The organism is Simplicispira psychrophila DSM 11588 (assembly GCF_000688255.1).
Classification (GTDB): Bacteria; Pseudomonadota; Gammaproteobacteria; order Burkholderiales; family Burkholderiaceae_C; genus Simplicispira; species Simplicispira psychrophila.
Window position 1 is genome coordinate 67,802 of sequence record NZ_JHYS01000003.1, and the last position, 15,787, is coordinate 83,588.

The 15,787-nt window shown below is 65.1% G+C and carries 15 protein-coding genes; 7 read left to right on the plus strand and 8 right to left on the minus strand.

The features are described from left to right. The first annotated feature begins 19 nt into the window (after positions 1 to 19). Complete coding sequence (locus Q390_RS17455; protein WP_084153763.1) at positions 20 to 2,401, plus strand: DUF1631 family protein; 2,382 nt, start codon at positions 20 to 22, stop codon at positions 2,399 to 2,401. A 19-nt stretch (positions 2,402 to 2,420) separates the two neighbouring features. Here the strand turns inward: Q390_RS17455 and Q390_RS17460 are convergent, their stop codons facing one another. The 7 genes from Q390_RS17460 to Q390_RS0104230 form a co-directional block, all read right to left on the minus strand. Further along, a complete protein-coding gene (locus tag Q390_RS17460; RefSeq protein ID WP_037472160.1) occupies positions 2,421 to 3,764 on the minus strand; it encodes a TAXI family TRAP transporter solute-binding subunit in 1,344 nt (447 codons plus the stop codon). Positions 3,765 to 3,792: 28 nt separating this feature from the next. After that, the gene (locus tag Q390_RS0104205; protein ID WP_027994948.1) at positions 3,793 to 4,800 is read right to left on the minus strand and encodes a P1 family peptidase; all 1,008 of its coding nucleotides are present in this window, start codon (positions 4,798 to 4,800) and stop codon (positions 3,793 to 3,795) included. 37 nt (positions 4,801 to 4,837) lie between these two features. Continuing rightward, positions 4,838 to 5,368 carry a DUF411 domain-containing protein gene (locus Q390_RS0104210; RefSeq protein ID WP_084153764.1) on the minus strand — a complete coding sequence of 177 codons (531 nt, stop codon included), beginning with the start codon at positions 5,366 to 5,368 and terminating at the stop codon, positions 4,838 to 4,840. 42 nt (positions 5,369 to 5,410) lie between these two features. Further along, the gene (locus tag Q390_RS20605; protein ID WP_342666078.1) at positions 5,411 to 5,578 is read right to left on the minus strand and encodes a plastocyanin/azurin family copper-binding protein; all 168 of its coding nucleotides are present in this window, start codon (positions 5,576 to 5,578) and stop codon (positions 5,411 to 5,413) included. Positions 5,579 to 5,884: 306 nt separating this feature from the next. Then, entirely contained in the window at positions 5,885 to 6,313 is a 429-nt protein-coding gene (locus Q390_RS0104220; protein WP_027994950.1) for a hypothetical protein, read from the minus strand. A gap of 50 nt (positions 6,314 to 6,363) precedes the next feature. Next, positions 6,364 to 7,020 carry a YitT family protein gene (locus tag Q390_RS0104225; RefSeq protein WP_027994951.1) on the minus strand — a complete coding sequence of 219 codons (657 nt, stop codon included), beginning with the start codon at positions 7,018 to 7,020 and terminating at the stop codon, positions 6,364 to 6,366. Positions 7,021 to 7,214: 194 nt separating this feature from the next. Further along, the gene (locus Q390_RS0104230) at positions 7,215 to 9,362 is read right to left on the minus strand and encodes a heavy metal translocating P-type ATPase (RefSeq protein WP_027994952.1); all 2,148 of its coding nucleotides are present in this window, start codon (positions 9,360 to 9,362) and stop codon (positions 7,215 to 7,217) included. Positions 9,363 to 9,439: 77 nt separating this feature from the next. On the opposite strand from Q390_RS0104230, the gene Q390_RS0104235 reads away from it, so the two are divergent. From Q390_RS0104235 to Q390_RS0104250, 4 genes are all read left to right on the plus strand, one after another. Beyond that, positions 9,440 to 9,901 (plus strand): Cd(II)/Pb(II)-responsive transcriptional regulator, encoded by a 462-nt coding sequence (locus Q390_RS0104235; RefSeq protein WP_027994953.1) that lies wholly within the window; start codon positions 9,440 to 9,442, stop codon positions 9,899 to 9,901. A gap of 83 nt (positions 9,902 to 9,984) precedes the next feature. Then, positions 9,985 to 10,785 (plus strand): MlaE family ABC transporter permease, encoded by an 801-nt coding sequence (locus Q390_RS0104240; RefSeq protein ID WP_027994954.1) that lies wholly within the window; start codon positions 9,985 to 9,987, stop codon positions 10,783 to 10,785. A 4-nt stretch (positions 10,786 to 10,789) separates the two neighbouring features. Further along, complete coding sequence (locus Q390_RS0104245; RefSeq protein ID WP_027994955.1) at positions 10,790 to 11,788, plus strand: MlaD family protein; 999 nt, start codon at positions 10,790 to 10,792, stop codon at positions 11,786 to 11,788. Continuing rightward, on the plus strand, positions 11,785 to 12,468 hold the full coding sequence (locus tag Q390_RS0104250) for a hypothetical protein (RefSeq protein WP_245606862.1): 684 nt from the start codon (positions 11,785 to 11,787) through the stop codon (positions 12,466 to 12,468). The genes Q390_RS0104245 and Q390_RS0104250 overlap by 4 nt, the downstream gene beginning before the upstream one ends. A gap of 31 nt (positions 12,469 to 12,499) precedes the next feature. Here Q390_RS0104250 and Q390_RS19860 read toward each other — a convergent pair whose 3' ends face one another. Then, on the minus strand, positions 12,500 to 12,694 hold the full coding sequence (locus Q390_RS19860) for a hypothetical protein (protein ID WP_156949824.1): 195 nt from the start codon (positions 12,692 to 12,694) through the stop codon (positions 12,500 to 12,502). 214 nt (positions 12,695 to 12,908) lie between these two features. Here Q390_RS19860 and Q390_RS17470 point away from each other — a divergent pair, with 214 nt between their 5' ends. Both Q390_RS17470 and Q390_RS17475 read left to right on the plus strand, forming a co-directional pair. Beyond that, positions 12,909 to 14,321, plus strand: a complete 1,413-nt coding sequence (locus Q390_RS17470; protein ID WP_051603024.1) for a DUF2868 domain-containing protein — start codon at positions 12,909 to 12,911, stop codon at positions 14,319 to 14,321. Further along, positions 14,305 to 15,723, plus strand: coding sequence for a GTPase/DUF3482 domain-containing protein (locus tag Q390_RS17475; RefSeq protein WP_037472162.1), 1,419 nt, complete (start codon positions 14,305 to 14,307; stop codon positions 15,721 to 15,723). The genes Q390_RS17470 and Q390_RS17475 overlap by 17 nt, the downstream gene beginning before the upstream one ends. Positions 15,724 to 15,787: the final 64 nt, after the last annotated feature.

Sequence of the window (15,787 nt, forward strand, 5' to 3'; positions counted from 1 at the left end):
TGCCTGGAGTCGCTTCACCATGTCGCCATCTGCGCCTGTTGTAAGAAACGTCTTTCGCGCCTGTGTCGTTACCGCCGTGCGCGAGAGCGAGGTCCTGATGGTGCAACTGATCGAAGCCACGCGCACTGCCTTGATCAGCGAAGAAGCGGAGACACGCAACGTCGTGCAGCGCGACACCGCCAGCGACGCGCTGCGCCTGCTCGGCCAACATGAGGTCGGGCTGGTCAAGGCCTACCCCATGGCCCTGCTGGAAATTTTTGCCGAAGGGCCGGTCAGCACCAAAACCCGCCAGACCGACCCCACCGGCATGGATTTTGGTGAGCTGTCGCTGGTGGATGACGCCCAGGTGCAGGCGCAGGTGGAGTTGTCGCGCGCGCAGCAAGTGGCGTTGCACGCGACCGACGTTTCACTGACCGAACTCAATGCTCTGGTCAGTTCCGCCCAAGGCTTGCAGCGCGTGCAGCCTGAACGCAACCCTCTGCGTCCTGAAAATTACATCCGCGCATTGCAGCAAGTAGTGACAGAAACCGGCGTGCCGACGCCGGTGCGCGAGGCCTGGATGCAGCACATGCGCGCGCTGCTGGGGCCGCAATTGATAACGGTGTACCAACGCGCCGCACAAGAATTGCGCGAGCATGGCATTGAACCTGTCGGTTATGGCGTGGTGCCGCTGGCTGGTGCAGGTGGGCGCTCGGGATCGCCTGCAGAGGCGGCCAGTTACGGCGGTGCTTACGCCGACAGTGTGCAGGGCAGCTATGGCCCAGGGCATGGGCCCGGGTATGGCGCACTGCCCGTGTATGGGCGTGCAGGTGGGGCGAGCAACTGGACCGGTGATCCTGGGATGGACGCAGGCGTGCAAGAGGCGCTGCTCACGGTTGACATCCTGCGCCAGATGCTGGCGGGCGGTGGTGATCCTTATGACACGGCGCGCAGCGGGCAGGTCACCAGTGGGCCGTTGCCTGTCGGAGCGCGTTCTTCGGTCTGGGCCACTCCCTACGGCGCAATACCCAGCGCACATGTCGGCCAAGTGGGCGGGCATTACCCCGTGGCCGTGGCCGAGGCGCTGGAAGACATTAACCACTTGGAGCGGCTGGTCGGGCGTCTGGCCCAGACCCAGCCCGAGCAGGTCTCGCGCAGCGCCTTGCTGGGAGCGCAGCGCAGCATCTATGGCGCCCTTTACGCGGGCGCAGCAGAGTCGTCGTCTGCCGCAGGGGCGGAAGTGGTGGCGCGGATGGTGGAGAACATTGCGCAAGACTCACGTCTGCTGCCGCCAGTGCAGCGTGCCGTGCAAGATCTGGAGCCGGCGATTTGCCAGCTGGTGCGCCATGACCCACGTTTTTTCAGCGACAGCAACCATCCGGCGCGCCGTTTGCTCGATGAGCTGACGCAGCGCAGCCTAGCGTTCACGGCAGAGGACGCGCCGGGCTTTAGCCGCTTCATGCGCCTGACCAACGAGGTGGTCAGCCACTTGACGGGTCTTGAAATCACCAGCGCTGCGCCGTTTGAAGCCGTACTCAAGGCCTTGCAGACAGCCTGGGCTGCGCAAGAAAAAAAACTCCAGGCCCTGCGCCAGGCACAAGAAGAACAACTGCTGCAGACCGAGCAGCGCCAGATGCTGGCCGAGAAAATTGCCACTGGTATTCGCGCCTTGGCTGGCGTGGCGCAGGTGCCGCCCGATGTGATGGACTTTGCCGCCGGCCCCTGGGCCGATGTGGTAGCACTGGCACAGACCAGCGATGTCGGCAAAAGCATGGACGACCCGGGCGGTTATGTCGCCCTGGTGTCCGATTTGTTCTGGAGCGTGCAGCCCGACCTAGCGCGTGCCGACCCGGCGCGGCTCAAAGCCCTGATTCCGGTGTTGCTGGAAACCTTGCGCACCGGGCTGCATAGCATCGACTACCCGCAAGCCGGTAGCAGTGCTTTTTTGGCCCGCCTAGTGGCTTTGCACCGGCCTCTGCTGGCAGCGCCAGAGAAACCCCGGGCCGCACCGCCATCCGCAGCCCCCGCAGCGCCGATATCCGCACAGCCGCAGCCGCTGGCAGTCGCCGCCATGCCCATGCCTATGCCGGTCGATGGGGTGCTGGCGCCGGAGCAGCAGCTTCCCGAGATGGAGACAAAATTTGTCGTCGGCGCGTGGATTGAGTTGACCACCAACCGCCGCAAAGTGCGCACGCAGTTGACGTGGGCCAGCCCGCACCACACGCTGTTTTTATTCACCGCTGCTGATGGCAGCACCCAGTCCATGACGCGGCGCATGCGCGACAAGCTGGCGGCTGAAGGCACGCTGCGCGTGATCTCGGCCCAGCCGGTGGTGGCGCGCGCGATCGACGCGTTGGGTGCATCGACCCAGGCGACTTCGTCCACTGGATCCAAGCGGCGCGCTCCGCCGACGAACGACTGAAGACGCTGCAAAACTTTGCTCAGCGCGTGCCTGGCGCGCCTTTGTCTGGCAAGAATTTTTGCCGGACCAGCTCAATCTGGTTGCGCAGCGCATACAGCTCGTCGGCATACGATAGCGGCACACTCACTTTTTCGACCTGGGCTTGCAGCGTATCAAGCGCTTGCAACAGCGCCGACGTCGGCAGATGCTGCGATTGCCTATCGCGCTCAATATCGCGCAGCCGCCCATACCAGCGAAACACCCGCGAGCGCACACGAAACTGGTAGAGCGGCGGCACGATGCGCGACAGCGGCAGCATCACTGCGACCAGCAGACCCAGCACCAGCGCCATGCGCTGTACCAGATTGGCCAGCCAAAACGGCATGTAGCGCTGCAGCAGCGGCACCGGTTCGTTGATGGCACGCTCAGCCTCGGCGGCAATCGGTAGTTCGGTGTGGTGCGTATTGGGGAATTCGCGGGCCCGGTTGAACCAGCCGGCGCCGCTGTGCAGCTTCTGGGCGTTTTGGGCCAGCAACTGCAGCAGCGCCGGATGGGTGCCTTCCCGTGCCAGCAAGGCGGTGGTTGGGGCGATCAGCCGCACGTCTTGCGCTGGCAGATTGCCAGCCAGATCGACCACACCGCGCGGCAGCGTCACCGGGGTAAGAAAGGCAAAGCGCCGGCCATAGGCTTCGTGCTGGGGAAAATCCATCAGGCCCACGCCTGGCGTCTGCAGCAGCATCTGCACCATCGATGACTCGGGCGCCGAGGCAAACACCAGCGCGTCCAGCTGGCCCGCCAGAAAGGCGACAGTGGCCGGTGTCTGCTCCAGTTGAGACAGCTGCAGCTCGTTGGTTTCGATGTGGTTGGCGTCCAGCAGCTTCGCCATCAACGTGGGCACGCCACTGCCCACGGTGCCGACATTCACCCGCAGTCCGCGCAGTTGCGGCAAGGCGTCCAGCACGCCCGAGGGACGGCGTTGGTGCAGTGCCTTGGTGTGATAAAAAATCCATACCGGCTCGACAAACAGACTGCCCAGTGAGGTCAGTTTCTCCTGGTCGGCGGCTTGCAGCTCCGAAGTTCCGCCTTGGACAAACGCCACATCAGCGCGGCCGTCGCGCAGCAATTGCAGGTTGGCTGAAGAGCCTTCGCTGGGCAGCAGTTGCACCTCGATGCCCTCAGTCGCCAGCACTTGCTGGTAGTGCCGGCCAAACGCCTCATAGGCACTTTGCGCCGGCCCGGTGGCCAGCGTTACTTGTTGGGGTGGTGTCGGGTTGAGCCACCAGTACGCCAAGGCCAGCAGCCCCACCGCCAGCAAAGCCAGCGGACCGGCGGACACCAGCAAGTCGCGCAGTGACAGCAGGGAGCTGCGAAAAGCCTGGGCCATCGGAGTTTCAGGGGGTGATCAAGGCAGATCAGGTCAGATCGACCATCGCCGGCAAGACCAGGCCTTCAGCCGTGGTGATCGTGCGTGCGGCCTGCACCGCGCGCAGCGTGGCGCGGGCGGTGGCCTCAGCTGCCATGGTGGCCAGGAGCAACATGCCGGGGTGTTGGCCCGACGCGCCGGTGCCGAGCGTGAACAGCGTGTCGCCATCGAGCTGCGTGTGTACCGGGTTGATGGCGCGCGCCAGGCCATCGTGGGCCGCCACCGCCAAGCGTTGTGCCTGCGTTTTGCTGATGACAGCATCGGTGGCAATCACACCAATGGTGGTGTTGGTGCCCGGCAGCACCGATTGGGCCAGCTCGCCGCGCAGCAGGGCGCGCCGGGTATCGAGCAAGTGCAAGCCGTCGGCGGTGCGTGCGCCGGCCACCACCTGCCCGCTGTCCGGATCCAGCACATCGCCGACGGCATTGCAGGCAATCAGCGCGCCGACCGTGACACCACCGACCGTGACCGAGGCCGTGCCGACGCCGCCTTTCATGGCGCGCACCATGCCAAACAGCTTGCCGACGCTGGCCCCGGCGCCGGCGCCGACATTGCCCTCGGCCGGGTCGGCGCTCGACGCGGCGGCGCAGGCAGCGTAGCCCGCAGCAGCGTCCGGGCGCACGCGCATGTCGCCGACCAGCAGATCAAACAGCACCGCCGCCGGCACCAGCGGCAGCCGGCCTACGCCGACGTCCAGCCCCACGCCTTGTTGTTCCAACCAGCGCATGGCGCCGGTCGCCGCCTCCAGCCCCCAGGCGCTGCCACCGGCGAGCACGATGGCGTGCACTTTTTCTACCAAGTTACAGGGGTCGAGCAGATCGGTCTCGCGCGTACCGGGCGCGGCGCCGCGCACATCGACACCGCCCACCGCGCCAGCGCGCGCCATGACCACGGTGCAGCCGGTGGGACGCCGGTTGTCGGTGCAGTGGCCGACTTCAATGCCGGCCACGCGGGTGATGCTGCCAGCGTCGCTGGCGGAAGGGGGGAGAGCGGACATGCGGCCGATTATGGTGCTCGGCAGAGGTGTCCGGGTGTCAGCTGGCGCTTTGGGTGCGGTAGCTTTTGAAGACGCGGGTGCCGCCGCCATGCGCCACCAGCAGCACGTCGTAAGGGTCGCGGCGGTTGCCGTAGACCGGGCCATCCATGCCGGGCGAACCGACCGGCATTCCCGGTACCGCCAACCCCAGCGCCTTGGGTTTTTGCTGCAGCAGGGCGCGCACATCGCTGGCCGGGACATGGCCCTCGATCAGGTAGCCACCGACCAGGGCGGTATGGCAGGAACCGAGCTTTTGCGGCAGCCCCAGCTGGGCGCGCACGCCGTTGTTGCCGGTGTCGTGCACGGTGAAGCTGAAACCATTGGCCTGCATGTGCTCCATCCAGTCGTGGCAGCAGCCGCAGCTGGGGTCTTTCCATATCTCGACTGGGGTGGCGGTGGCGGCACGCACCAGGCGCGGCGCGACCAGTGCGGCGCCCAGCAGTGCCAGGGCGGCCAGCGCATGGCGCCGGTGCAGCAGGCTGTGCGTTGCAGTCTGGGGATGCGGTCGAGTGGCGGTAGTGGTGTGCATGGTAAATTTTGTTGTACAGAAAGAAAAAGGGACGAAGAGGTGTTAGTGGCCGCTGGCGAGCACGGTGATACTGCCGGTCATGCCCGCTTGGTAGTGGCCGGGGATCAGGCAGGCAAAGTCAAACTGGCCGGCTCGCTTGAAGTTCCACACCATATCGCCCTGGCAGCCGGGTAACACATGCGCCATGTGCAGTGCATCGTCGTGTGCCATGCCGGGGTGTATTGCTGCATTTTTTGGGCGTGTGCCTGGAGCGTGGCTGGTGTGCCCAGCACGATCTCGTGCATGGCTTGTCCTTGGTTGACGACGTGCAGGCGCACGGTTTCGTCCATCTGAACTTGGATGGTGTGGCCTATTTTGGTGGCCAAAAGCGGTGCTAACGCTTGCCAGTAAAGCGCAAGCAGCTATTAATTTAATATTTTTCATGGCAAAAAATTCAGAAGGCGTGCGCACGGTGCGCACTGAGTGTGCGTCTGGCTCTGGCCAAACGCGACGGCCTCGCAGGAGGCAAACCAGTGCTCAGGCGATGGGCGGTTTGATGGCCAGTGCTGCCGGTGCGCTGGCAAACCGCGTGGCTGTGCGGGCTGTTTTTTCGCTGGTGGGGTGCGCGCTGTAGGCATACAGTGCGGGCGGTGCCAGCATCGCCGCATGGCACCCCGCGCAGGTGGTGCAATCCGGTTGACCTGTGTGGTCGGCATGGCCCGCGCATCCGGGGCTGCCAGTGTCTGGGCCGGCATTGTCGGCGTTATCGGGCAGAGGAGGCCGTGCGCCGTGATCGTGCGCTGCGCTGCCCGTGGCGCCCACCAAGAGCGGCGCTGGCGCTGGCTGCGCCGTGTGCTGCATTGCCGGAGTCGGCAGACTGGGCAGCGGCCCCGACGCCATGGCGCTGCCCATCAGGCTGCGCAAAAGCAGCAGGACGATAAACAGCACAGAAACAAGGCGATGCATAGGAGGTTGAGGTGCGCGCTGTGCTGAAAAGGTTCCGCAGGACAAGCCGCTCAGGTGGACATATACCGTCCGGGCCGGTGGTTCATGGTCAGCACCAGGTTCAGCGCCACGGCGCCGACGATGGACCACAGCACGCGCAGCGGCTCCACGGTCCAGAGCGCCAGCAGCACGATGGCGCAGTCCACGGCCATTTGCACCTTGCCGGCGCGCCAGCCGTAACGCTCTTGCAGGTATAGCGCCAAAATGCCCACGCCGCCCAGGCTGCAGCGGTGGCGAAACAGCACCAGAAAGCCGGTGCCAGTGATAAAGCCACCGGCAATGGCGGCGTACAGCGGCTGGATTTGCGCAAACTGCAAAAACTGCGACTGCAGCTCGGTCAGCAGCGACAACAGCAGCACGGCCATGAAAGTTTTGAGGGTGAAGGCCCGCCCCAGCTTGCGCAGCGCCAGCCAGTAAAACGGCAGATTGAGGACAAAAAATAGCTTGCCAAAACCGATGCCGGTGCCGTAGTGCAGCAAGAAAGCCAGCCCCGCCGTGCCGCCGGTCAGCAAACCCGCGCTGGTGAAAAACGCCACGCCGACCGAGATTAGCAGCACGCCGGTGCATACCGCGATGGCATCTTCCGTCAGGGTGTGGGGCAGGGCGGTGGCGCCAGAAGGTGCAGGAGGGGCGGCAGGGGCAGCGAGCGCGGCAGACGGGCTGGTCATAGAAAAATGACTCCGGGGTAAGGAGGTAGGGTGGTTGGGGGCGCAGCCACGGGGATGAGTGGATGCTCCTCAATGAATAGCTGATAGCGCTTTATATATAAGCGTTTGAGGCTGTTTTGGCTTGAAATTGATCAGGAAAAACACCGCGCGCCAGTGTAATCGGCGCCAGAGGCTGCAAGGCCGATGGGGGCATGTCAGCGTGGTGGCTGTTGTGGCTGTGGTAACCGCAGCATCCGCAGTCCGTTGGCCACTACCAGCAAGCTGGCGCCCATGTCGGCAAACACCGCCATCCACATGGTGGCCTGTCCGGCCAGTGCCAAGCCAAAGAACACCAGTTTGATACCCAATGCCAGCGTGATGTTTTGCAGCAGTATGGCGTGCGTGCGCCGTGACAGGCGCACTGTTTCGGCGATGCGGCGCAGGTCGTCGTTCATGATCACCACGTCGGCGGTTTCCAGTGCCACATCGGTGCCGGTGCCGCCCATGGCAAAGCCGATGTCGGCCTGGGCCAGTGCCGGGGCGTCGTTGATGCCGTCGCCGACCATGGCCGCCATACCGTATTTCTTTTGCAGTGCGGCGATGGCGACCAGCTTGTCGGTGGGCAGCAAACTGGCCTGCACTTCGTCGATACCGGCCGCACGCGCTGCGGCCTGGGCGGGCGCAGCGTGGTCGCCGCTGAGCAGGGCGGTGGCGATGCCCAGCGCATGCAGTTCAGCCACGGCCTGGGTCGCCTCGGGGCGCACGGTGTCGGCTACGGCAAAGGCGGCGCGCACGGCGTGCTCGTCGGCCAGCAGCGTCACGCTGTGGCCTTGGGCTTCGTAGGCGGCGGCGCAGTCTTCGGCGGCGGGCGTCCACAGGCCGCGCTCCTGCATCAAGCGGCGGTTGCCCAGTTGCCAGGTGGCGCCGGCAATGCGCGCCTGCACGCCGCGCCCGGGCAGGACGCTGAAGTCGTGTACCTCCAGCACCGGGCCGGGTGCTCTCAGCGTGGCAGGCGCCAGCCCGGCGGCCACGGCGCCTGAGACGGGGTGGTCAGATCGACCGGCCAGCGCGGCGGCGACGGCGTACACCTGCGTATCGGTTGCGGCGGCATGGCCCGCATCGGCGCCAGCGCCCCTGCCCGTGGGCTCGATCAGCCGCTGCCCGACCAACACCGGGCGCCCGCAGGTCACGGTGCCGGTCTTGTCCAGCGCCACGACACGGATCTCGCGTGCCTGCTCCAACCACTGGCCGCCCTTGATGACGATGCCGCGCCGCGCTGCTGCCGCCAGCGCGCTGACCACCGTCACCGGTGTGGACAGCACCAGAGCGCACGGGCAGGCAATCACCAGCAGCACCAGCGCGCGGTACAGGGCGTCCATCCAGGTCCACGGCAGCAGCAGCGGGGCGCCCAGGGCGACCAGCAGCGCTAGCACAAACACCGCCGGCGTGTAGATGGCGGCAAAGCGGTTCACCAGACGCTGCGTCGGCGCGCGCACCGCTTGGGCTTGTTCGACGGCGTGGATGATGCGGTCCAGCGTGGTCTGGCCGGCAGCCGCAGTGACGCGCAATTGCAGCTCCGATTGGGCGTTGAGCGTGCCGGCGTACAGCACGTCGCCCGGCGCCTTGTCCACGGCGCGGCTCTCGCCGCTGACACTAGACTCGTCCACGGCACTGTGGCCGGCGGTGACCACGCCGTCCAGCGGCACGCGGCCACCGGGGCGGACACGCAGTGTGCTGCCTAGCGCGATCTGCGCTACCGGTGCGCTGCGCCACTGACCCTGCGGGGTTTGTTCATCGGCCTGGTCGGGGGTCAGCGCCAGCAGGGCGCCAATGGCGTTGCGCGCACGGCCTACGGCGCCTTCTTCGATGCGTTCGGCCAGCGCATACAGCGCCATCACCATTGCGGCTTCAGGCCATTGGCCGATGGCAAAGGCGCCGGTGACGGCGACCGCCATCAGCGCGTTCACACCCAATTGCCCGCGCAGTAGCGCGCGCACGCCACTGCGGTAAATGCCCAGGCCGGCCAGCACGATCGCTACCGCCGCCAGCGCCATGCCCGCGCCATGCCACAGCGGCATATCGGGTCCGAGCAGGTGTAATAGTTCAGCGCCGGTGGCCGCCAGCAGGGCGGTGGCAATACGGGCCGGACTGGGCAGGTGGCTGTGGTCGTGGCCGGCGTGGTCATCGTGGCTATCGTGATCGTCGTGGCTATCGTGGTCTTTGGCTGCCGCTGCACTGGCGGGGTCCGGGCTGTCGGGCGCAGCGCAGCTGCTGTCTGCGCCGCAGCATGAAATGTTCAGGCGCGGGCCGCTGTGTGCCGGTGCGCGGGCGCTGTGCTCAGGGTGGGCGAGGGGATTTGACATACATATTCCGGTAAAAAAGCAGACATTGATCCGCCATGCCATGATTGGAATCCTTAAAGTCACTTGAAGGTCAAGCCATGGCCCATGAAATCCCTGCATGGCGCATTGGTGATGCTGCGCGGCGCTCGGGTGTGAACGCCGCCAACATCCGCTATTACGAGAAAGAAATGCTGCTCAAGCCTTGTAGTAGAAGCGCTAATAGCTATCGTTTATATAGCGATGAGGATATCCACCGGCTGCGCTTCATTCGCCTGTGCCGGGCCATGGACATGTCGCTGGACGAGGTGCGCACCCTGCTGGCGCTAAACAGCGACTTGCCGGCGGATGTACACACTGCCTGCCACACGCTGGACCAGCACCTGGAGCATGTGCGCGCGCGCTTGCAAGAATTGCAGGCCCTGGAGCAGGATTTGCGTGCGCTGCGCAGCCGCTGCGATGGCACGGATGACCATTGCCACGTCATTGACGCTTTGCACGCGCAGGCAGATGCGCAGACGGACGCGCTAGAGCGCACGGGCGGAGCCAAACGCCACGTATGACTTACTATTAAAATAGTAGCTATAAGCGCAATGCAGTAAAGCGTTTATGGCTGTTTTGACCATAATTTTAGTATGATGCGTCCATGATTTCGCACCTGTCCGAATCTTCAGTGCCCGAGCGCGTGTGGCACACGGCACAGCGTTGGGCGCTGGCCTGGGGCCGCATCATTTACCTGGGTGCGGTGGTGCTGGTGCTGGTGTTGTCGCCATCCAGTTACAGCCGCATGGCGCGGCGCAGTCTGACGCGCCACATCTACCACGACACGGCGCCCAATCTGCTGGGCTTTACGGTGCTGGCAGCGCTGCTGTGTCTGGTCATCACGCACATCGTCGTCGTCACGGCGCTGAGCTACGGCCTGTCGCGCTATGCGCTGGAGATGGTGATCCGTGTGTTGGTGCTCGAACTGATTCCCCTCACCGCCACACTGTTTGTGGCTATGCGCTGCACCATTCCCCATGGCGCGCAGCTGGCGCAATTGCGCCAGTCCGGGCACCTGGCCGCACTGCGCCGCCAGGGGGGCGATCCGGTACGCATGGAGTTGCTGCCGCGCGTGGTAGCCGGCGTGTTTGCCAGCATTACGCTGGCGGCGTTGTCGTGCGTGGTGGCGCTGGTGATGGCGTATCTGAGCGTGTATGGCTTCAATCTGGCCGGCTTGCCGTCGTACACGCGCATGTTCGGCCATGTGTTTGCCCCGGCGGTGACACTGGTGTTTGCACTCAAAACCCTGTTTTCCAGCTTGGCCGTGGCCCTGATTCCGACCACGGCGGGCTTGTACGACACCGGCGAGCGTATGCAGCCCGACTCCGAACTCGGTGGCTTGGCGCGCATGTTTGCCGTGCTGCTGTTGATCGAAGTGGTTTCCCTTGTCGGCAATTACTATTGATGCCATGACCGATCCTGCTTCCCTGGCCTCTGCCTCGCCTGACCCGTCGGCACCGCCGCTGGAAACGCTGCGCCCGGTGGCCCATCTGCACCTCAAAGCCACAGCGCTGTTGCTGTTCACGCTGACGCTGATTCTCGGCTCGGCCCTGTACCTGCTCTATGCGCGCGGTGCCTTTGAGCCGACGCAAACGCTGGTGCTGACCGCCGACGACTCGGAGGGCGTGGTGGTCGGCATGGACATGACCTTTTCCGGCTTTCCGATTGGCCGTGTGCGCCGCATCGAGCTGACCGATGACGGTAACGCCCGCATCATCGTGGACGTGCCGCGCAAAGACGCACACTGGCTGCGCCAGTCCAGCATCTTCACGTTGGTGCGCGGCATCGTCGGCGGTACCAACATCCGCGCTTACAGCGGCATGCTGGCGGATCCGCAGTTGCCCGCAGGGGCGGTGCGCCCGGTGCTGCGCGGCGATGCCACGGCGGACATCCCGGTACTGATGGCCTCGGCGCGCGAGCTGCTCACCCACCTGAACGCCCTTACCGGGGAGGACTCGGCGCTGGGCACGAGCATGGCCAATGTGCAGGTGCTGACTGAGCGCCTGAAAACCCCCGGCGGCGTGCTGCAAGTACTGATGGGCAGTGACGTCGATGCCAAAAAACTGGTCGCCACGCTGGACCGCGCCAACGCCTTGCTGGCGCGCCTTGACGGGATGGCCGCCAAGGCCGATACGCAGGTGTTTGGCCCCGGCGGCGTGATGCCCGAGGTGCGCGCCACGGTGGTGCAACTCAATGGTCTACTGGCTGATACGCGCGGCAGCCTGAAAAAAGTCGATGCCGTACTGGCCGAAGCACAAGCCGTGGGTGCCAACGTGCGCGAGGGTACCGCCGATCTGGGCGGCCTGCGCGCCGAGGTCGAAAGCAACCTGGTCAAGATCGAAAGCCTGATCAACGACCTCAACCGCAAGTGGCCATTTGCCCGCGACCGTGCGGTGATGCTGCCATGAAGCTGCTTGAAAAGGTGCGTATGAAGCTGCTGGGCGCCGCGTTGGGCGGGGGGCTGGGGCTGCTCGGCTGCTCCAGCCAGCCGCCGGTGCCGGACTGGCAGATGACGGCCCACGACTCGGCACAGCGTGCGGTGGTGGCCTTGTTGCAGGGCAACCCCCGCTTAGAAAAACTCGAATTTGACCGCGCGCGCGCCGCCACGGCGCGCACCGGCGATCCGGCACTGCTGGCACGTATTGAGCTGCTGCGCTGCGCCGCGCAGGTGGCCAGTTTGGATATTGAACCGTGTGCGGCTTTTGAAGCCCTGCGGTTAGATGCTGCTGCTGCAGAAAAAGCCTATGCCGATTACCTGCTGGGCCGCGTGGAGGCCACCCAACTGGTATGGCTGCCGGCTGCCCAACAACGCGTGGCCACATCCGCCAACCCCGCCGCCGCGCTGCAAGCGGTTTCCGATCCGCTCTCGCGTCTGGTGGCTGCCGCCGTGCTGCTGCAAACGGGGCGTGCCGACCCGGCTGTCATGGCGCTGGCCACCGACACTGCCTCTGTCCAAGGCTGGAGCCGGCCTTTGCTGGCCTGGTTATTGGTGCAGATGCGGCGTGCTGAAGCAGCGGGCGAGCCGTCTGAAGCTGCCCGTCTGCAGCGGCGCATCGCTATTGTTGAGTCGGCTGGGACCGCACCTTGAAGGCGCCCGCACCAGCCAGTAGCCACTGCAGTCAGTTAAAAATGCCGCCGGCAAACCAAGGTTCAAAATCGCTGAGAACGCGTGTCAGCGCATCGGCAGAATTTGCTGTGGTGTCGGGCAACATGAGCAGCACGGTGGCCATGACTGCCAAGGCTACCGTCGCCGCAAAAGCAGCCAGCGCGCGCGCAGGGTGTGTTTTTCTCGGAGGAAGGGTACGGCGTTTCATGGCGAAATCTCCTGTCAATACACAGTGGACGCGGTCGGTGCCTTGGATCAGTCGCTGGCGCGCGGACGACAGGGCAGTGGATAGCTGTCATCAGAGCATCCAGCGGCCGTTGTGTCTGTCAGACAGCAGCGCCTTGCAACCCATGCAACACTTTTTTCATGGCACTTGCACCGTTCGCTCATATGTCTTTCTTTTGTCCTGCTAAAGGTGCGTTGTGACTGCCGCCGTCGCCAAAACAGCGTTGACCCAGGTCTGGATGGCGCTGGCCGTGCGCGAGATCGAGCGCACCGGGCCGCTGGACGACGCCCATGCGATGGCCGAGGCCGTGCGCCTGCACGCCAACCCGCAAGAGCGCCTGGGCGAGCGCGCTTGGCTGCTGGGCCAGCGTCTGGGGCTGGAGGTGCAGCTGGCCCATTGGCGTGACGCGTCCTGGCTGCTGGGGGCGGCTTTGACCGTGGCCGTGCTGCTGCTGGCCAATGGCATCGTGTTTGCCATGCTGAGCGACGCGCGCACCATCAATGCCGGCAGTGCCTTCGTTGCGGCGCTGGGCGTGCACGCGCTGACCTTGTTGCTGTGGCTGGCAGGACTGCTGCTGGTAGGGCAGCTGCCGGGCGCCGGTACCCGCCTGTCGCTGGGCCGGCTGCTGCTGCAGTTGCTGGCGCGCTGGCCGCTGGCGCAGCGCCCCCATGCGCTGGCGCTGGTGGCGGCGGCGAACCAGTTGCTGCGTTCGTCGCGCCTGGCGCCGTGGGCGTTCGGGCTGGTCAGCCACTTGGTCTGGACGGCCTCGTTTGTACTGGTGTTGCTGGGGCTGCTGCTGGCTTTTGCCTTTCGCCAATACCAGCTGACCTGGGAGAGCACCATCCTCAGTCCGGCATTTTTTGAGACCTTTGTGCAGGCCACCGGCTGGTTGCCGCGCTGGCTGGGTTTTGCCGTGCCGGAAGGCCTGGCTTCCCTCAGTGCCTATGCCGTCCCGGGGCCACTGACCATCCCGGCCCGCACTGGTGCGCTGTGGCTGATGGGCTGCGTGCTGGTGTATGGCTTGCTGCCGCGCCTGTTGTGCGCGGCTCTGTGTGCAGCGGTATGGCAGCGGCGCAAAGGCCGTCTTGCACTGGACACGGCTGACCCCTATTTCAGGCAGTTGCTGGCGCGTTTTGATGCTTTGCAGCCGTCCTGCATTACAGATCTGGAGCACGCCCAGCCCCGTTCTGCGCCTACACCGGTACTGCCTGCCGGAACCTACCAGCCGGTGTGGGCGGTGGTGGGATTTGAGTTGGCACAGGCACCCGACTGGCCGCCGCAGCTGCTGGCCGAGCCGGCTGCGCTGATCGAGCGCATTGCCGGCAGCATCGAAGAGCGCAGCACTGTGCTGGCCGCCCTGGCGCAACTGCGCCCGCAGGCGCTGGTGCTGGTATGCAACGCCGCCACCACCTCGGACCGGGGCACGGAGCGGTTTTTGCGCGACGCCTGCCGCCATGCCGAGCACTGTGCGTTGTGGCTGGACAGTGCCACGCCGCCCCCGCGCTGGCACGATTGGCTCGACGCCCTGGACTGGCCGCAACTGGCCCGTGTGCACCACCTCACCGAAGCCCAAGCCTGGGCTGAAAAACACCATGGCCATACCGATTGACATTGCCGTGGTGGGACATACCAATGTCGGCAAGACCTCGCTGCTGCGCACGTTGGTACGCCAGCGTGATTTTGGTGTGGTGTCGGACCGCCCCGGCACTACGCGCCATGTGGAAAGCATCGAGCTGAAAATCGATGGCGCCAGTGCCGTGCGCTACCACGACACGCCGGGCCTGGAAGACTCTGCCGCGCTGCTGCAATACCTGAAAATGCTGGCGCCCGAGGCCACGCCGGTGGAGCGCGTGCGCGCTTTTTTGCGTGGCCCCGAGGCGCAGGCGGCGTTCGAACAAGAGGCCAAGGTGCTGCGCAAATTGCTGGAATGTGATGCCGCCATCTACGTCATCGACTGCCGCGAAGCGGTGCTGCCCAAATACCGCTATGAGATTGAAATTTTGTCGGCCTGCGCCAAGCCGGTGATGCCGGTGCTGAACTTCAGCCAAGGCGCTGTCAGTCATGCACAAGCATGGCGCGACACCCTGACCGCCTATCACCTGCATACCTGCGTGCAGTTCGATGCCGTAGCACCTTTCATGGGTGCCGAGCGCCAGTTGTATGAAGATCTGGGCGTGCTGCTGCGCGAGCGCCGGCCCCAGCTGCAGGACATCATGGAGCACTTGGACTGGCAAGGCTTGGAGCGCCGCCGCGCCGCCAGTCAGCTGGTCGCTAGTTTGCTGGTCAGCGCTGCCGCCATGCGCCGTGCTATTTCGCCTGCCGATCTGGCTGAGCCGGCGCGCAAGGCAGCGCTGCTGCGCCACTTCAAAAAAGACCTGGCTGCCCAAGTGGCGGCGTGCGTGCAAGACCTGCTGGCGGTGTATGGCTTTCGTGCCGGCGATGCTGAAGTCGATTTGGCACCGTGGGCCGATGGGCGCTGGGAGGCCGACCTGTTCAGCGCTCAAACTCTCAAAGACGCCAGCCAGAAGCTGGGCACCGGTGCCGCCGTGGGCGCGGCGGTGGGTTTGATGGCCGATGTGGCGCTGGCCGGGCTGTCGCTGGGCGCCGCGACAGCGCTCGGCGCTGCCGTGGGGGGACTGGCCAGCCAGGGCTGGAGCCAGGTGCCGCGCAAAATCGCCAACCGCGTGCGCGGCATTGAAGAACTGACCTTGGAAAATGAGGTGCTGTTGGCGTTGGCGGGCAGCATGGTCAGGCTGTTGGCCGCACTGGAGCAGCGTGGCCATGCGGCGTGGGCCAAAGTACAGGTGGCATCAGCCCCGGCCGAAGAAGGCGACAACGCCAGCCTGCATGGGCTGGTCGCCAGTCTGGCAGCCGCACGCAGCTATTCGCAATGGGAGATGGTACCCGGCAGCCAAGCCAGCGCTGATGCCCGTCGCACTGCCCTGGTAGAGCGCACCGCGCAACGCCTGCGAACTGCAGCAGAGCAGCCAAAACTTCTTCAAGAAACGTGACCCGGTTCCAAGACCCCGCTTTGATGTCACCAAGGCTTCGAACAAAAATACCTATCAAATATGC

Bases quoted from the DNA above. Each gene is read 5' to 3' on its own strand.
- Q390_RS0104235 (WP_027994953.1), top strand. From the start codon at position 9,440: ATGGCCCATGAAATCCCTGCATGGCGCATTGGTGATGCTGCGCGGCGC.
- Q390_RS0104245 (WP_027994955.1), top strand. From the start codon at position 10,790: ATGACCGATCCTGCTTCCCTGGCCTCTGCCTCGCCTGACCCGTCGGCA.
- Q390_RS0104225 (WP_027994951.1), bottom strand. From the start codon at position 7,020: ATGACCAGCCCGTCTGCCGCGCTCGCTGCCCCTGCCGCCCCTCCTGCA.
- Q390_RS19860 (WP_156949824.1), bottom strand. From the start codon at position 12,694: ATGAAACGCCGTACCCTTCCTCCGAGAAAAACACACCCTGCGCGCGCG.
- Q390_RS0104210 (WP_084153764.1), bottom strand. From the start codon at position 5,368: ATGCACACCACTACCGCCACTCGACCGCATCCCCAGACTGCAACGCAC.
- Q390_RS0104230 (WP_027994952.1), bottom strand. From the start codon at position 9,362: ATGTCAAATCCCCTCGCCCACCCTGAGCACAGCGCCCGCGCACCGGCA.
- Q390_RS0104240 (WP_027994954.1), top strand. From the start codon at position 9,985: ATGATTTCGCACCTGTCCGAATCTTCAGTGCCCGAGCGCGTGTGGCAC.
- Q390_RS17460 (WP_037472160.1), bottom strand. From the start codon at position 3,764: ATGGCCCAGGCTTTTCGCAGCTCCCTGCTGTCACTGCGCGACTTGCTG.
- Q390_RS0104220 (WP_027994950.1), bottom strand. From the start codon at position 6,313: ATGCATCGCCTTGTTTCTGTGCTGTTTATCGTCCTGCTGCTTTTGCGC.
- Q390_RS0104250 (WP_245606862.1), top strand. From the start codon at position 11,785: ATGAAGCTGCTTGAAAAGGTGCGTATGAAGCTGCTGGGCGCCGCGTTG.
- Q390_RS0104205 (WP_027994948.1), bottom strand. From the start codon at position 4,800: ATGTCCGCTCTCCCCCCTTCCGCCAGCGACGCTGGCAGCATCACCCGC.
- Q390_RS20605 (WP_342666078.1), bottom strand. From the start codon at position 5,578: ATGGCACACGACGATGCACTGCACATGGCGCATGTGTTACCCGGCTGC.
- Q390_RS17455 (WP_084153763.1), top strand. From the start codon at position 20: ATGTCGCCATCTGCGCCTGTTGTAAGAAACGTCTTTCGCGCCTGTGTC.
- Q390_RS17475 (WP_037472162.1), top strand. From the start codon at position 14,305: ATGGCCATACCGATTGACATTGCCGTGGTGGGACATACCAATGTCGGC.